The 12783-nt window shown below is 70.7% G+C and carries 12 protein-coding genes and 1 riboswitch; of the genes, 6 read left to right on the forward strand and 6 right to left on the reverse strand.

Going from position 1 to position 12783, the window contains the following annotated elements; genetic code table 11:
- Window positions 1-62: 62 nt before the first annotated feature.
- From rsmA to metG, 3 genes are read right to left on the reverse strand one after another with little or no spacing between them, the layout of a single operon-like run.
- Window positions 63-914: a 16S rRNA (adenine(1518)-N(6)/adenine(1519)-N(6))-dimethyltransferase RsmA gene (gene rsmA, locus HNO83_RS14020; protein WP_175338124.1), complete on the reverse strand. Its 852-nt coding sequence runs from the start codon at window positions 912-914 to the stop codon at window positions 63-65.
- Window positions 911-1840, reverse strand: coding sequence for a TatD family hydrolase (locus HNO83_RS14025; protein WP_175338125.1), 930 nt, complete (start codon window positions 1838-1840; stop codon window positions 911-913). Before HNO83_RS14025 ends, rsmA begins: the two co-directional genes overlap by 4 nt.
- Window positions 1837-3426 (reverse strand): methionine--tRNA ligase, encoded by a 1590-nt coding sequence (metG, locus tag HNO83_RS14030; RefSeq protein ID WP_175338126.1) that lies wholly within the window; start codon window positions 3424-3426, stop codon window positions 1837-1839. Before metG ends, HNO83_RS14025 begins: the two co-directional genes overlap by 4 nt.
- A gap of 317 nt (window positions 3427-3743) precedes the next feature.
- Between metG and HNO83_RS14035 the strand changes: the two genes are divergently transcribed.
- The gene (locus HNO83_RS14035; protein ID WP_175338127.1) at window positions 3744-4409 is read left to right on the forward strand and encodes a hypothetical protein; all 666 of its coding nucleotides are present in this window, start codon (window positions 3744-3746) and stop codon (window positions 4407-4409) included.
- A 34-nt stretch (window positions 4410-4443) separates the two neighbouring features.
- On the opposite strand, the gene rsmI is transcribed toward HNO83_RS14035, so the two are convergent.
- Window positions 4444-5259: a 16S rRNA (cytidine(1402)-2'-O)-methyltransferase gene (gene rsmI, locus HNO83_RS14040; protein ID WP_175338128.1), complete on the reverse strand. Its 816-nt coding sequence runs from the start codon at window positions 5257-5259 to the stop codon at window positions 4444-4446.
- 58 nt (window positions 5260-5317) lie between these two features.
- Here rsmI and HNO83_RS14045 point away from each other — a divergent pair, with 58 nt between their 5' ends.
- Genes HNO83_RS14045 through HNO83_RS14055 form a run of 3 tightly spaced genes read left to right on the forward strand, consistent with a single transcriptional unit; the run spans window position 5318 to window position 9617 of the window.
- Window positions 5318-6931 (forward strand): dolichyl-phosphate-mannose--protein mannosyltransferase, encoded by a 1614-nt coding sequence (locus HNO83_RS14045; protein ID WP_175338129.1) that lies wholly within the window; start codon window positions 5318-5320, stop codon window positions 6929-6931.
- Between the two features lie 46 nt (window positions 6932-6977).
- The gene (locus HNO83_RS14050) at window positions 6978-8570 is read left to right on the forward strand and encodes a S53 family peptidase (RefSeq protein ID WP_175338130.1); all 1593 of its coding nucleotides are present in this window, start codon (window positions 6978-6980) and stop codon (window positions 8568-8570) included.
- 24 nt (window positions 8571-8594) lie between these two features.
- Window positions 8595-9617 carry a YeiH family protein gene (locus HNO83_RS14055; RefSeq protein WP_175338131.1) on the forward strand — a complete coding sequence of 341 codons (1023 nt, stop codon included), beginning with the start codon at window positions 8595-8597 and terminating at the stop codon, window positions 9615-9617.
- Between the two features lie 5 nt (window positions 9618-9622).
- Here the strand turns inward: HNO83_RS14055 and HNO83_RS14060 are convergent, their stop codons facing one another.
- The gene (locus HNO83_RS14060; protein ID WP_175338132.1) at window positions 9623-9937 is read right to left on the reverse strand and encodes a DMT family transporter; all 315 of its coding nucleotides are present in this window, start codon (window positions 9935-9937) and stop codon (window positions 9623-9625) included.
- A gap of 10 nt (window positions 9938-9947) precedes the next feature.
- A riboswitch (guanidine-III (ykkC-III) riboswitch) is annotated at window positions 9948-10011 on the reverse strand.
- A 78-nt stretch (window positions 10012-10089) separates the two neighbouring features.
- Between HNO83_RS14060 and HNO83_RS14065 the strand changes: the two genes are divergently transcribed.
- Together HNO83_RS14065 and HNO83_RS14070 are read left to right on the forward strand one after the other, a co-directional pair.
- Window positions 10090-11391 carry an O-acetylhomoserine aminocarboxypropyltransferase/cysteine synthase family protein gene (locus HNO83_RS14065; RefSeq protein WP_175338133.1) on the forward strand — a complete coding sequence of 434 codons (1302 nt, stop codon included), beginning with the start codon at window positions 10090-10092 and terminating at the stop codon, window positions 11389-11391.
- On the forward strand, window positions 11388-11969 hold the full coding sequence (locus tag HNO83_RS14070) for a CoA-binding protein (RefSeq protein WP_175338134.1): 582 nt from the start codon (window positions 11388-11390) through the stop codon (window positions 11967-11969). Before HNO83_RS14065 ends, HNO83_RS14070 begins: the two co-directional genes overlap by 4 nt.
- A 103-nt stretch (window positions 11970-12072) precedes the next feature.
- Here the strand turns inward: HNO83_RS14070 and HNO83_RS14075 are convergent, their stop codons facing one another.
- Window positions 12073-12654, reverse strand: a complete 582-nt coding sequence (locus tag HNO83_RS14075) for a class I SAM-dependent methyltransferase (RefSeq protein WP_175338135.1) — start codon at window positions 12652-12654, stop codon at window positions 12073-12075.
- Between the last annotated feature and the right edge of the window lie 129 nt (window positions 12655-12783).

Here is a 12783-nt window from a genome sequence, read left to right on the forward strand (position 1 = left end):
CACCCGCGGGGCTCGGCGCTGTGCGACGGCCGGTCGGGCGCGGAACGCCCGGGCGGTTGCGGTCAGCCGGCGGAGACCGCGGCCAGCCGGACGAAGCCGGCGAGACCCAGCTGCTCGCCGCGCAGGGTCGGCGACAGGCCCGCACGCTCGAGCGCGCCGGCGGCCGCGGACGGCTCGCCGAACACGGGGGCCAGCGCCTGCCGGAGGGTCTTCCTGCGCTGCTGGAACGCCGCATCCACCAGGGCGAACGTGCGCTTGCGCAGCTGCTCGTCCCCCGGCGGGGTCTCGTGGCGCTCGAACCCGACCAGGACCGAGTCGACATTGGGCACCGGCCAGAAGATCTGCCGGCTCACCTGGCCCGCGGTGCGCCAGACGCCGTACCAGGCCGCCTTCACGCTGGGCGCGCCGTACACCTTCGATCCCGGCTTCGCCGCGATCCGGTGGCCGACCTCGGCCTGCACCATGACGACACCGGAGCGCAGGCTCGGGAAGTGCTCCAGGAAGTGCAGCAGCACGGGCACGGAGATGTTGTACGGGAGATTGGCCACCAGCCGGACGGGGTCGGCCGGCAGCTCGTCGACGGCGAGGGCGTCGCGGTGCACGACCGTCAGCCGCTCCGCCGCCTCCGGAGCCAGCTGCCCAACGGTCAGCGGCAGCTGGGCGGCCAGGCGGCCGTCGATCTCCACCGCCGTCACGCGCGCGCCGGCCTCCAGCAGGCCGAGGGTGAGCGAGCCGAGGCCGGGGCCGATCTCGACCACGCTGTCGCCGGGCTGCACCTCGGCGACACGGACGATGCGGCGGACCGTGTTCGCGTCGATGACGAAGTTCTGGCCGAGCTTCTTCGTCGGGGTGACGTCGAGCAGCTCGGCGAGGTCGCGGATCTCCGCCGGGCCCAGGAGCCGCACCTCGCTCACGCGATGATCCCGATGGGCTGCGTCGGCGGCGGGCCGACCGGCTCGCTGTCCCAGCGGCCGTAGACCAGCTCGGTGTTGGAGTTGATCTGAGCAGCGAGGGTCGAGGCGTCGGTTCCGATCACCTCGGCCATTGCGCGCAGGGTGTGCGGGATGAGGTAGGGCGCGTTCGGGCGGCCGCGGAACGGGGTCGGCGTGAGGAAGGGCGCATCCGTCTCGACCATGATCAGGTGCCGCGGGGCGACCGTGAGGGCCTCCCGCAGGTTCGGCGCGTTCTTGAAGGTCACGGTGCCGGCGAACGACATGTACCAGCCGTTCTCGGCGCAGATGCGGGCCAGCTCCACGTCGCCCGAGAAGCAGTGGAAGACGGTGCGCTCCGGGGCGCCGACGCGCTTCAGGGTCGCGACGACGGCGGCATGCGCGTCGCGGTCGTGGATCTGCAAGGCGATGCCGTGCCGTTTCGCGATCTCGATGTGCGCCTCGAAGGAGCGGAACTGCGCGTCGCGGCGCGGCCCTTCCTCGGTCCGGAAGAAGTCGAGCCCGGTCTCCCCCACGGCCCGCACCCGCGGCCGGCCGGCCAGCTCGTCGATCACGGCGAGGGCGTCGTCCAGCTCGCCGCGTTCGTCGTAGTCGGGGGCGTCGTTGGGGTGCAGGGCGACCGCGGCGAGCATCCTCGGCTCGATCGCCGCCGTCTCCGCCGACCAGCGCGAGGTCTCGACATCGTTGCCGACCTGGACGACCCCGCGGACGCCCACGCTGGAGGCGCGGTCGAGCTGCTCGCGGTAGTCGAGGGGCTCGACGCCGTCGGCCATCTCGAGGTGCGTGTGGTTGTCGTACACCGGCACGGTCAGCGCCTCGGGCAGCGGAGGGTACGCCAGGTCGCGGCCGTCGGTGACGTGCCGCTGGCGGACGAACGACGGGTCCGTCATACGGCGGCGACCGCCTCCGCGTCGATCCGCGGGAACAGCGCCGCCAGTCCGTTGACCTCGGTGCCGGCCGGCAGCCGGCCCCAGTCGCCGGCCGCGCGAAGCGGCTGCGCGGTGAGCGCGCCCAGCTCGCCCTCGACGCCCAGCGCCTCCCACAGCTTGGATGTGGCTCCGGGGATCACCGGCGACAGCAGGACGGCGAGCGCGCGCAGGCCCTCGGCGGCCGTGTAGAGCACGGTGCCCAGACGCTCGCGCTGCGCCTCGTCCTTCGCCAGGGTCCACGGCTCCTGCTCGGTGATGTAGCCGTTGAGCTCGTCGACGATCCGCCAGATCGCGGCGAGGGCGTCGTGGATGGCCAGCCGCCCGATGGCCGCGTCGGCGTCGGCCGCCGCGGTGCGCACGACCTCCTGCACGTGGAGGTCGACCTCCTGGTACTCGCCCGCGGGCGGCACGATCCCCTCGAAGTAGCGGGTCACCATCGCGATGACGCGCGACGCCAGGTTGCCGAAGCCGTTGGCGAGTTCCGCCTGGTAGCGCGCGGCGAGGTCCTCCCAGCTGAACGAGCCGTCCTGGCCGAAGTTGATGGCGCGCATGAAGTAGTAGCGGAACGCGTCGGACCCGAACGTGTCGGTGATCTGCGTCGGCGCGATGCCCGTGAGCTTCGACTTCGACATCTTCTCGCCGCCCACGAGCAGCCAGCCGTGGCCGAACACGCGCTTGGGCACCTCGAGCCCTGCGGCCATGAGCATCGCCGGCCAGATGACGGCGTGGAAGCGGAGGATGTCTTTGCCGACCAGGTGGTTCGCCGGCCAGCGCCGCGCGAACTCCTCGTCGTCCTGCCCGTAGCCCACGGCGGTGATGTAGTTGAGCAGCGCGTCGAACCAGACGTAGACGACGTGCGACTCGTCCCACGGCACCTTGATGCCCCAGTCGAAGCTGGAGCGCGAGATGGAGAGGTCGCTGAGGCCCTGTCGCACGAAGCTGACGACCTCGTTGCGCGCCGACTCCGGCTGCACGAAGTCGGGCCGCTCCTCGTAGAGCGAGAGCAGCCGGTCGGCGAACTGGCTCATGCGGAAGAAGTAGTTCTTCTCCTGCAGCAGCTCGAGCGGCTTCGAGTGGATGGCGCAGACCTTCTGGCCCTCGTACTCCCCCGTGCCGTCGACGATCTCGCTCTGCGGCTTGAACTCCTCGCAGCCGACGCAGTAGAGCGCCTCGTACTCGCCGGCGTAGATGTAGCCGTCGTCGTACAGCTTCTGCAGGAACTTCTGGACGTTGACCTCGTGCCGCTCGTCGGTGGTGCGGATGAAGTCGTCGTTGGAGATGTCGATCGTCTTCAGCAGCGGCAGCCACTCCTCGCCGACCAGCTTGTCGGCCCAGGCCTTCGGCGTCGTGCCGTTCGCCGTCGCGGTGCGCAGGATCTTCTGGCCGTGCTCGTCGGTGCCGGTCAGCAGCCAGGTGTCGTCGCCCGCCTGGCGGTGCCAGCGGGCGAGCACGTCGGCCGCGACCTCGGTGTAGGCGTGCCCGATGTGCGGGACGTCGTTCACGTAGAAGATCGGCGTGGTGATGTAGAACGAGGAGCCGTCGGACATGGTGACTATCCTACGGGCGCGCGGCGACGCGATCCGGCGTGTTACTGCGCCTGTGGAGACGTTCGCCACGAGAAATCGTGAGGAGAACATCGAAAGAAATCCGATCCAACTTCGAGTGCATGATCCTCAATATGAAGAAGTTGCACGTCGATCTCCCGATCGCCGTCGTGTTGTGATCATCAACTTAGCCGCACCGCGATTTGGCCGTGGGCAAGAGGCCGCTTGGGCAAGCACCCTTACGCGATTGCATTGTCACATCTAAACAGACCCTGTCCGGTTTGTTTCTGCTCGCAGAATCCGCACGCTAGCGTCAAGCCATGGCACAGGGTACTGACGGAATGAAGCTAACGGAGCACGAAATAGCATCGGCATTTGCACGCGCAGCCGCTTTGTCGTTGCTTGAACAGGGCTTCGACTCAGGCGATATGACACCCGAAGAACTAAAAGTCCATGCTGCGCAATTGTTCCTCGACCAACTGCTTTCAGACGAACCCGCGTTCGGAGGAACGACCCATGTCGATGCGATCCTGTCTCAAGCGCGCTCATTCCGGCAGGAAAGCGAGCACGACTTTGCACTCGTCTTCTACGCCATGTGGCACGAGCACACAGTCAATGCAATTCTGAGGAACGCTTTGCATCCCAAGAAGCTGGAAAGCGAGGCGGAAATCAATCAGGTCGTAAGACTCTCGCTTCCGACCAAACTGGGCGCTATCTGGACGCTTGTCCTCGGCGAGAAGATCGATCGGCAGCTAGCGAGCGGAATCCTGCGAGTTGCGGAATACAGAAATGCGTTCGTCCACTACAAGTGGCCGATGCGCGATATCAACCGGATGGGCGCACGAGAGGCGGACACCCGAGCCCTCATTGAAATCGCAGAGTCTGCCGTTGACGCGCTGACGACGTTTCGCTACTGGGATTCGGAGGTCGCTCAATTGCTTCTTAGCGAAGAACGTGATGCTCCATACAATCGACGACGCGATTGATGCGACCAACACCCATGCCCATGAGCCGTTGGAACTATTTGCGGGCGAGCGCGGCCTGGTACAGGTCGCGCTTGCCGAGGCCGGTCGACTCGGCCACCTCGGCGGCGGCGTCCTTCAGGCGCGTCCCGGCGGCCACGAGGGCGAGCACCTGCTCGACGGCCGCCTCCGGGTCGGCCGAGCGCGCCGGCGCGCCGGCCACCACGACGACGATCTCGCCGCGGACTCCCTCCGCCGCCCAGGCGGCCAGCTCGGCCGCCGTTCCGCGCCGCACCTCCTCGTAGAGCTTCGTCAGCTCGCGGCAGACGACGACCCGGCGGTCGTCTCCGAGCACCGTGGCGATGTCGGCGAGGGAGGCGGCGAGCCGGTTGGGCGACTCGAAGAACACCATCGTGCGCGGCTCGGCGGCGAGCGCGCGCAGGGCGGTGTGGCGCTCGCCCTGCTTACGCGGCAGGAAGCCCTCGAACGTGAACCGGTCGGTCGGCAGGCCCGAGACGGCGAGCGCGGTCAGCACAGCCGACGGGCCCGGCAGCGCGGTGACCCCGACGCCGGCGGCGGCCGCGGCCTCCACCAGGTGGAAACCCGGGTCGGAGACGGTGGGCATGCCGGCGTCGGAGAGCAGCACGACGTCCTGGTCGCGGGCGAGCTCGACGAGGTCGGCCGCACGGTCGCGCTCGTTGTGGTCGTGCACGGCGATCAGCCGTGGCCGGTTGGCGACGCCGAGTCCGGCCAGCAGGCGCTGGGCGACGCGGGTGTCCTCCGCCGCGACGACCGTGGCCTCCTCCAGCACCTCCACCAGCCGGCGAGAGGCGTCCCCGAGATTGCCGATCGGGGTGGCGGCCAGGATGATCATGGCCTCTAGTCTGGCAGCCGGAAGGCGAACCACAGCCGCGCGCCCCTACCATTGCCTGGTGACCTCCGCCCCGCTGACCGACGCCCCGGCCGCGCACGTCGCCCCCGAACGCGCGGGAACCCGGCTGGACGACTGGTGGGCGCGGATGCTGCGCACGCCGACGCGCCTGCGCCTCTGGTACTGGGGCGCACCCGTCGCCGTGACACTGCTCGCGGCCGTGCTGCGGCTGTGGAACCTGGGCGCGCCGCACACGCTCGTCTTCGACGAGACCTTCTACGTCAAGGACTCCTGGACGATCTGGAACCTCGGTTACGAGGGCAGCTGGCCCGACAAGGCCGACCCGCGCTTCGCCGCCGGCGAGACGGGCATCTTCTCGCACGATCCGTCGTTCGTCGCGCATCCCCCGCTCGGCAAGTGGCTGATCGCGCTCGGGATGGCGGCCACCGGACCGGCGAACTCGTTCGGCTGGCGGCTCTCCACCGCCGTGGCCGGCACGATCGCGGTGCTGCTGGTGTTCCTCATCGCCCGCATGCTGTTCCGGTCGACGATGCTCGCGACCATCGCCGGCTTCCTGTTCGCGATCGACGGCCACGCCATCGTGATGAGCCGGGTCGCGCTGCTCGACGGCTTCGTGATGTTCTTCGGCCTGCTGGCGTTCTTCTGCATCCTGCTCGACCGCCGCTGGTCGACCGGCCGGCTCGCGGCGAAGGTCGCGGCGGCACGCGCCTCCGGACGCGATCCGGCGTGGGGTCCTGTGCTGTGGTGGCGGCCGTGGCTGATCGCCGCCGGCATCCTGTGCGGCCTGTGCGCCGGGGTCAAGTGGACGGGTTTCTACTTCCTCGCGTTCTTCGCGGTGTACACGGTGGTGGTGGACGCCGTGGCCCGGCGCCGCGAAGGGCTGCCCTTCTACGTCAGCGGGGCGCTGCTGAAGCAGGCCCCGGCGACGTTCGTGCTCATGGTCCCGCTCGCCTTCGTGGTCTACGTGTCCACCTGGGCCGGCTGGATCCTCACTTCGGGCGGCTACTACCGCGACTGGGCGCAGAGCGTCCACATGGAGTGGTCGGGGGCGCTGGGCTGGGTGCCGCTGTGGGTGCAGAACCTCTGGCACTACCAGACGGAGATGTACAACTACAGCATCAACCTGCACACGCCGCACCCGTACCAGTCGAACCCGCTGGGCTGGACGCTGATGCTGCGGCCGACGAGCATGTACTACGTCGGCACGACGCACGGGCAGGACGGCTGCACGGCCGACGCCTGCTCGTCCGCGATCACCTCACTCGGCAACCCGTTGATCTGGTGGGCCGGGACGGCCGCCATCCTCTTCCTGGTCTACTGGCTCATCCGCTACCGCGACTGGCGCTACGGCCTCATCCTGACCGGGCTCGCGGCGGGCTACCTGCCCTGGTGGCTCTACATGCAGCGCACGATCTTCACGTTCTACTCGATCGCCTTCGAGCCGTATCTCATCCTCGCTCTCACGGCGGCGATCGGGATCGTGCTCGGCAGACCAACCGATCCAGAGCACCGCAGACGGCGCGGCATCCTGTGGACCGGCGTGTTCCTGGCCGCCTGCGCCGCGGTGAGCGCGTTCTTCTGGCCGATCTGGACGGGTCAGCAGGTGCCGTTCTGGTTCTGGCAGATCCACATGTGGCTGCCCAGCTGGGTCTGAGCCGCACCTCTCCCGGCTGTCGGACGCCGGTGGTAGACCGAGGGGTATGACCGACGCAGAAGAGCCCCTCGACCTCGTCCCCCTCCCCGGAAGCGAGCGCCCCGCGCGGCCGGGCTTCCGCGCCCGGGGCGGGCTGGCTCCGGACGTGCGGGTCGATGCCACGCTGGTGCTCCGGAGACGAGCGGAGCTGCCGGAGAGCGCGTTCGCGCACCCCCTCTCCCGGGACGAGCTGGCCGAGAAGTACGGCGCCGCTCCGGAGGACGTCCAGCTGGTGCGGAGCACGCTCGAAGGCCTCGGCCTGACCGTCGACGAGGTGGACGCCGGCGCCCGCCGCATCCGCGTCTCCGGCCCGGTGCAGACGGTGGCGCGGGTCTTCGGCACCGACCTCGCCGAGTCCACCCCGGAGGACGACGGGGCGGAAGCGCCGACGTACCGTCAGCGCACGGGCGGCCTCAGCATCCCCGCCGCGCTCGGCGGCGTCGTCACCGCGGTCCTCGGCCTCGACGACCGGCCGCAGGCGCGGACGCAGTTCCGCTACGTCCCGGCGGCGGCCGTGAGCACGAGCTACACGCCGCCGCAGCTCGGGACGGTGTACTCCTTCCCCGAGGGCACGGACGGGAGCGGGCAGACCATCGCGATCATCGAGCTCGGCGGCGGGTACGTGCAGTCCGACCTCGACACGTACTTCGCCGGCCTCGGCATCCCGACCCCCTCGGTCACCGCGGTCGGGGTGGACGGCGGCTCGAACGCCCCGGACGGCAACCCCAACGGCGCCGACGGCGAGGTCATGCTCGACATCGAGGTCGCCGGCGCACTCGCACCCAAGGCGTCCATCGTCGTCTACTTCGCGCCGAACACCGACGCCGGGTTTCTGGATGCGGTGTCGACGGCCGCGCACGCCGACCCGACGCCGTCGGCCATCAGCATCAGCTGGGGGCAGTCGGAGGACCAGTGGACGCCGCAGGCGCGCACCGCCTTCGACCAGGCCCTGCAGGACGCCGCCGCGCTCGGCGCGACCACCACGGTCGCGGCCGGGGACGACGGCAGCAGCGACCGCGTCGGCGACGGCCGGCCGCACGTCGACTTCCCCGCCTCCTCACCGCACGCGCTCGCCTGCGGCGGGACGCGGCTGGAGGCGGACACGTCCACCGGCGCCGTGCACTCCGAGACGGTGTGGAACAACGGCAGCGGCGGCGGGGCGACCGGCGGAGGGGTGAGCGCGGTCTTCCCGCTGCCCTCGTGGCAGAAGGGCGTCGGGGTGCCGAGCGGGGCCGGCGGCACCGACGCGGGCGGCTCCGCCAACGGGAAGGGAGGGCGCGGGGTGCCCGACGTGTCCGCGGTGGCCGACCCGCAGACGGGCTACCGCATCCGGGTCGACGGGCAGGACACCGTGATCGGCGGCACCAGCGCCGTCGCTCCGCTCTGGGCCGCCCTGGTCGCCCGCTTGGTGCAGTCGACCGGCCGGCCGCTCGGGCTCGCGCAGCCGGCCCTCTACGACTCCATCCGCTCCGGCCAGGTCGCGGCCGGCTTCCGTGACATCACGGTCGGCGACAACGGCGCCTTCGCCGCGACGGCCGGCTGGGACGCGTGCACCGGCCTCGGCGTGCCGAACGGCGGCACGCTGCTGTCGGCCCTCTGATCGCGAGGGCAGCAGAATGGACCGGTGACCTCCTCCCCGGCCGCCGTCCGCCGACCGCTCCCCTGGCTCCCGGGGCTGATCGTCTGCGCGCTGGCGGCAGCGGCGGCCTGGGGCGTGCACTGGCTGGCGCCCGCGGTGCCGCTGCTCACCGCGGCGGTTGTGCTCGGTATCGTGGTCGGCCAGCTCCCGGCCGCGCGCCCCGCGGTCACGGGCGTGCTCGCGCCCGGCCTGTCGCTCAGCGCGAAGCGGCTGATGCGCATCGGCGTCGTTCTCCTCGGCCTGAAGCTCAGCCTGGGCGACATCGCCGGGCTCGGCTGGGTCGCCATCCTGACGACCGTCGCCGTCGTGCTCGTCTCGTTCGCCGGGACGTTCTGGATCGGGCGGCTGCTCGGCCTGCCCGGTCACCAGCCCCTGCTCATCGCGACCGGCTTCTCGATCTGCGGGGCCTCCGCGATCGGCGCGATGAGCGGCGTCGTCAAGCCGAAGGACGAGGAGGCCGCCACGCCCGTCGCGCTGGTCACCCTGTGCGGGACGCTCGCCATCTTCGTGCTGCCCCTGCTGTGGCATCCTCTCGGCCTCGACGCGCAGCAGTTCGGCCACTGGGTCGGCGCGGGGGTGCACGACGTCGGCCAGGTGGTCGCGACCGCGCAGATCGCCGGAGCCGCGGCCCTCGCCGTGGCGGTCGTCGTGAAGCTCACCCGTGTGCTCATGCTCGCCCCGATCGTCGCCGTCGCCGCGGTCGTGGAGCGCCGCCGGCACGTGGAGGGCGACCCGGCGGCCAAGCGCCCGGCGATCGTGCCGCTGTTCGTCGCCGGGTTCCTCGTGGCCGTGCTGGTCCGCACGTTCGTCCCCCTCCCCGCGGCGGTCACCGGCGGCGCGGACACCCTGCAGACGATCCTGCTGGCGATGGCGCTGTTCGGCCTCGGCACGGCAGTCCGCCTCCGCACCCTCGTGGGCACCGGGTGGCGCGCCCTCGTGACGGGACTCGCCTCCTGGGTGCTCATCGCGGCGCTCGCGCTCGGCGCGGTGTGGGTCAGCGCGGCCTGACCGGGTCAGTCGACCAGCTTCAGCCCGATGACGCACCCGACCAGGCCGACGATCAGCAGCGCCTTCACCAGCGAGAAGCCATCGCCGCCGAACACCATCGCGTAGAGCACGGTGAGCGCCGCGCCGATGCCGACCCACACGGCGTACGCGGTGCCGGTCGGGATCCCGCGCATGGCGAAGGCGAGGCCGCCCATCGACGCGAGCAGGGCTCCAGCGAAGACCAGCGTCGGCCAGAGGCGGGTGAACCCCTCCGACTTGCCGAGGGCGGTCGCCCAGACGGCTTCGAGCACGCCGGAGAGAATGAGGACGATCCAGGACACGGTCCGACTCCTTGGCCAGTCTTGTCGCTCACCGGGTACTGAACCGTCGTCCGGGGCCCCGATCGGGGCCTGCCTCCAGGGTAGCAAGCGCCGGTTGCGGTCTGTTACGGCGCCCGGGAGGCCGTGTCGGCCGGGTCGGGTAGCGTGAGCCCATGGCAGATCGTGAGTACGGCTTCCGCACGCGTGCGATCCACGCGGGCAACATCCCCGACCCGGTGACGGGGGCGCGCGCCCTCCCGATCTACCAGACCAGCGCCTTCGTCTTCGACGACACCGCGGACGCGGCAGCGCGGTTCGCGCTGCAGAAGTACGGCAACATCTACTCGCGTCTGGCCAACCCGACCGTCGCCTCGTTCGAGGAGCGCGTCGCCAGCCTCGAGGGCGGCCTCGGGGCGGTCGCCACCGCGTCCGGCCTCAGCGCGCAGTACATCACCTTCGCGTCGCTGGTGGGCGCGGGCGACCACATCGTCGCCTCCGCCAACCTGTACGGCGGCTCCATCACCCAGCTGGATGTGACCCTCCGCCGGTTCGGCGTCGACACCACGTTCGTGCAGAGCTCCGACCCGGCCGACTACGCCGCGGCGATCACCGACAAGACCAAGATCCTGTTCGCGGAGACCATCGCGAACCCGTCCGGCGAGATCGCCGACATCGCCGGCCTCGCCGACGTCGCGCACGCCGCCGGCATCCCGCTCGCGATCGACTCCACGATCGCGACCCCGTACCTCAACCGGCCGATCGAGTGGGGCGCCGACATCGTCATCCACTCGGCCACCAAGTTCCTGGGCGGGCACGGCACCACCCTCGGCGGCGTCGTGGTCGAGAGCGGCCGGTTCGACTGGCACTCGTCGAAGTTCCCGCTGTTCGGCGAGCCGGTGCCGTCGTACGGCGGCCTGCAGTGGTCGGGCAACTTCGGCGAGTACGCGTTCCTCACCCGGCTGCGCGCGGAGCAGCTGCGCGACATCGGCCCGGTGCTCGCTCCGCACTCGGCCTTCCTGCTCGCGCAGGGCGTCGAGACGCTGCCGTACCGCATCCAGGCGCACGTGGACAACGCGCGGGCGGTCGCCGAGTGGCTGGATGCCGACCCGCGCATCGAGAAGGTGTTCTGGGCCGGCCTGCCCGAGCACCCGCACCACGAGCGCGCGCTGAAGTACCTGCCGAAGGGCCCGGGCAGCGTGTTCAGCTTCGTCGTGAAGGGCGGCCGGGAGGTCGGGCAGAAGTTCATCGAGTCGGTGAACCTCGCCAGCCACCTGGCCAACATCGGCGACGCGAAGACGCTGGTGATCCACCCCGCGTCCACCACCCACGCCCAGCTCACGGAGCAGCAGCTGCTCGACGCGGGTGTGCTGCCCGGCGTCGTGCGCATCAGCGTCGGCATCGAGGACGTGGAGGACATCATCTACGATCTGGATCAGGCGCTCACGATCGCCGTCGAGGAGGCGAAGGCCGCATGACCACCGCGACAACGGAGGACACCACCGAGGTCCAGCTCGCCAACGGGCTGAGCTGCGCGGTGCCGGCCGACTCGCCGCTGGCGAAGCTGCTGAAGTCGCAGCGCACCTGGGTCGGGCCGGACGCCAAGGAGCGGCTCAGGATCCTCCGCGGCGCGAAGTCGGTCGCCATCGTCGGCGCCTCGCCGAATCCCGCGCGGTCGTCGTACTTCGTCGGCACGTACCTGCAGCAGTCGAGCGACTACCGGGTCTACTTCGTCAACCCCAACGCCGACACCATCCTCGGCGAGAAGGCCTACCCCGACCTGGCGTCGCTGCCGGAGGTGCCGGACATCGTGGACGTGTTCCGCAAGCCGTCCGACATCCCGGCCGTCATCGACGAGGTGCTCGCCGTCGGCTCCCCCACGGTCTGGGTGCAGCTCGGCATCTGGAACCAGGAGGCGGCCGAGTACGGCGAGTCGAAGGGACTCACGGTCGTCATGGACCGCTGCATGAAGATCGAGCACGCCCGCTTCCACGGCGGCCTGCACCTGCTCGGCTTCGACACCGGCCAGATCACCGCCCGCAAGACCCTGCGCTGACCGTCCCCAAGCCAACAGCTCCTGAGTTCTTCGAGCGAGAACGCCTGTTCCGGTCGAAGAACTCAGGAGCTGATTGCTTGGGCCGGGGCCGGGGCGTCGCGGGTCAGGCGCGGGCGACGATGTGGAAGACGTGCCAGTGCTTCGGGCCCTCGAACGACATCCCGCGGCGGTCGTCCTCGACCAGCTGCAGCACGTCCATTCCGGTCAGCATCCCCTCCACCTGGGCCCGGTCGTGGAAGCTCATGCCCGGCCGGCCCACCCACTCGTCGTGCGGGCCGAACAGCTCCCCCGCGAACAGGCCGCCGGGCCGGAGCGACTCACGGATGTCGGCCCACAGGTACGCGAAGTGGGATTCGTCGCAGAACGGCAACGCGAAGCCGGCGTAGACGAGGTCCGCCGCCGGCAGCTCCCCCAGCGTCTCGAAGGTCGCCCGCCGGACGGTCACCCTCTCCGCGGCCTCCGGCGACAGGCCGGCGGTGACGCGCTCCTCGACGCCGGCGTCCGCATCCACCGCGAGCACCCGCCAGCCGTGCTCGGCCAGGTGCCGCGTCTCGACCCCGTCGCCGCAGCCGAGGTCGATCGCCTCGCCGGGCTCCCCCTCCCACGCGGCCATCGCGCTCTGGAACGTCGGCCTCACCCCGCGTCCGCCCTGCTCCTCGTAGAACTGCGACCAATCGAACGCCATGCCGCGAGCCTACGCGTGCCCGCCACCCCACCGTCGAGTCCGCGAAGAATGCACGCGCAGGCGGCGTGTCGCGGGCAGTCTTCGCGGACTCGACGGCGGGACGCGCGCGGGCGCGATGGGTAGGATCGG

It is taken from the genome of Leifsonia sp. C5G2 (assembly GCF_013359685.1).
Taxonomy (GTDB): Bacteria; Actinomycetota; Actinomycetes; order Actinomycetales; family Microbacteriaceae; genus Leifsonia.

Excerpts from the sequence above, each read along its gene's own strand:
- HNO83_RS14025 (WP_175338125.1), bottom strand. The coding sequence starts at position 1,840 with ATGACGGACCCGTCGTTCGTCCGCCAGCGGCACGTCACCGACGGCCGC.
- metG (WP_175338126.1), bottom strand. The coding sequence starts at position 3,426 with ATGTCCGACGGCTCCTCGTTCTACATCACCACGCCGATCTTCTACGTG.
- HNO83_RS14035 (WP_175338127.1), top strand. The coding sequence starts at position 3,744 with ATGGCACAGGGTACTGACGGAATGAAGCTAACGGAGCACGAAATAGCA.
- rsmI (WP_175338128.1), bottom strand. The coding sequence starts at position 5,259 with ATGATCATCCTGGCCGCCACCCCGATCGGCAATCTCGGGGACGCCTCT.
- HNO83_RS14050 (WP_175338130.1), top strand. The coding sequence starts at position 6,978 with ATGACCGACGCAGAAGAGCCCCTCGACCTCGTCCCCCTCCCCGGAAGC.
- HNO83_RS14065 (WP_175338133.1), top strand. The coding sequence starts at position 10,090 with ATGGCAGATCGTGAGTACGGCTTCCGCACGCGTGCGATCCACGCGGGC.
- HNO83_RS14070 (WP_175338134.1), top strand. The coding sequence starts at position 11,388 with ATGACCACCGCGACAACGGAGGACACCACCGAGGTCCAGCTCGCCAAC.
- HNO83_RS14075 (WP_175338135.1), bottom strand. The coding sequence starts at position 12,654 with ATGGCGTTCGATTGGTCGCAGTTCTACGAGGAGCAGGGCGGACGCGGG.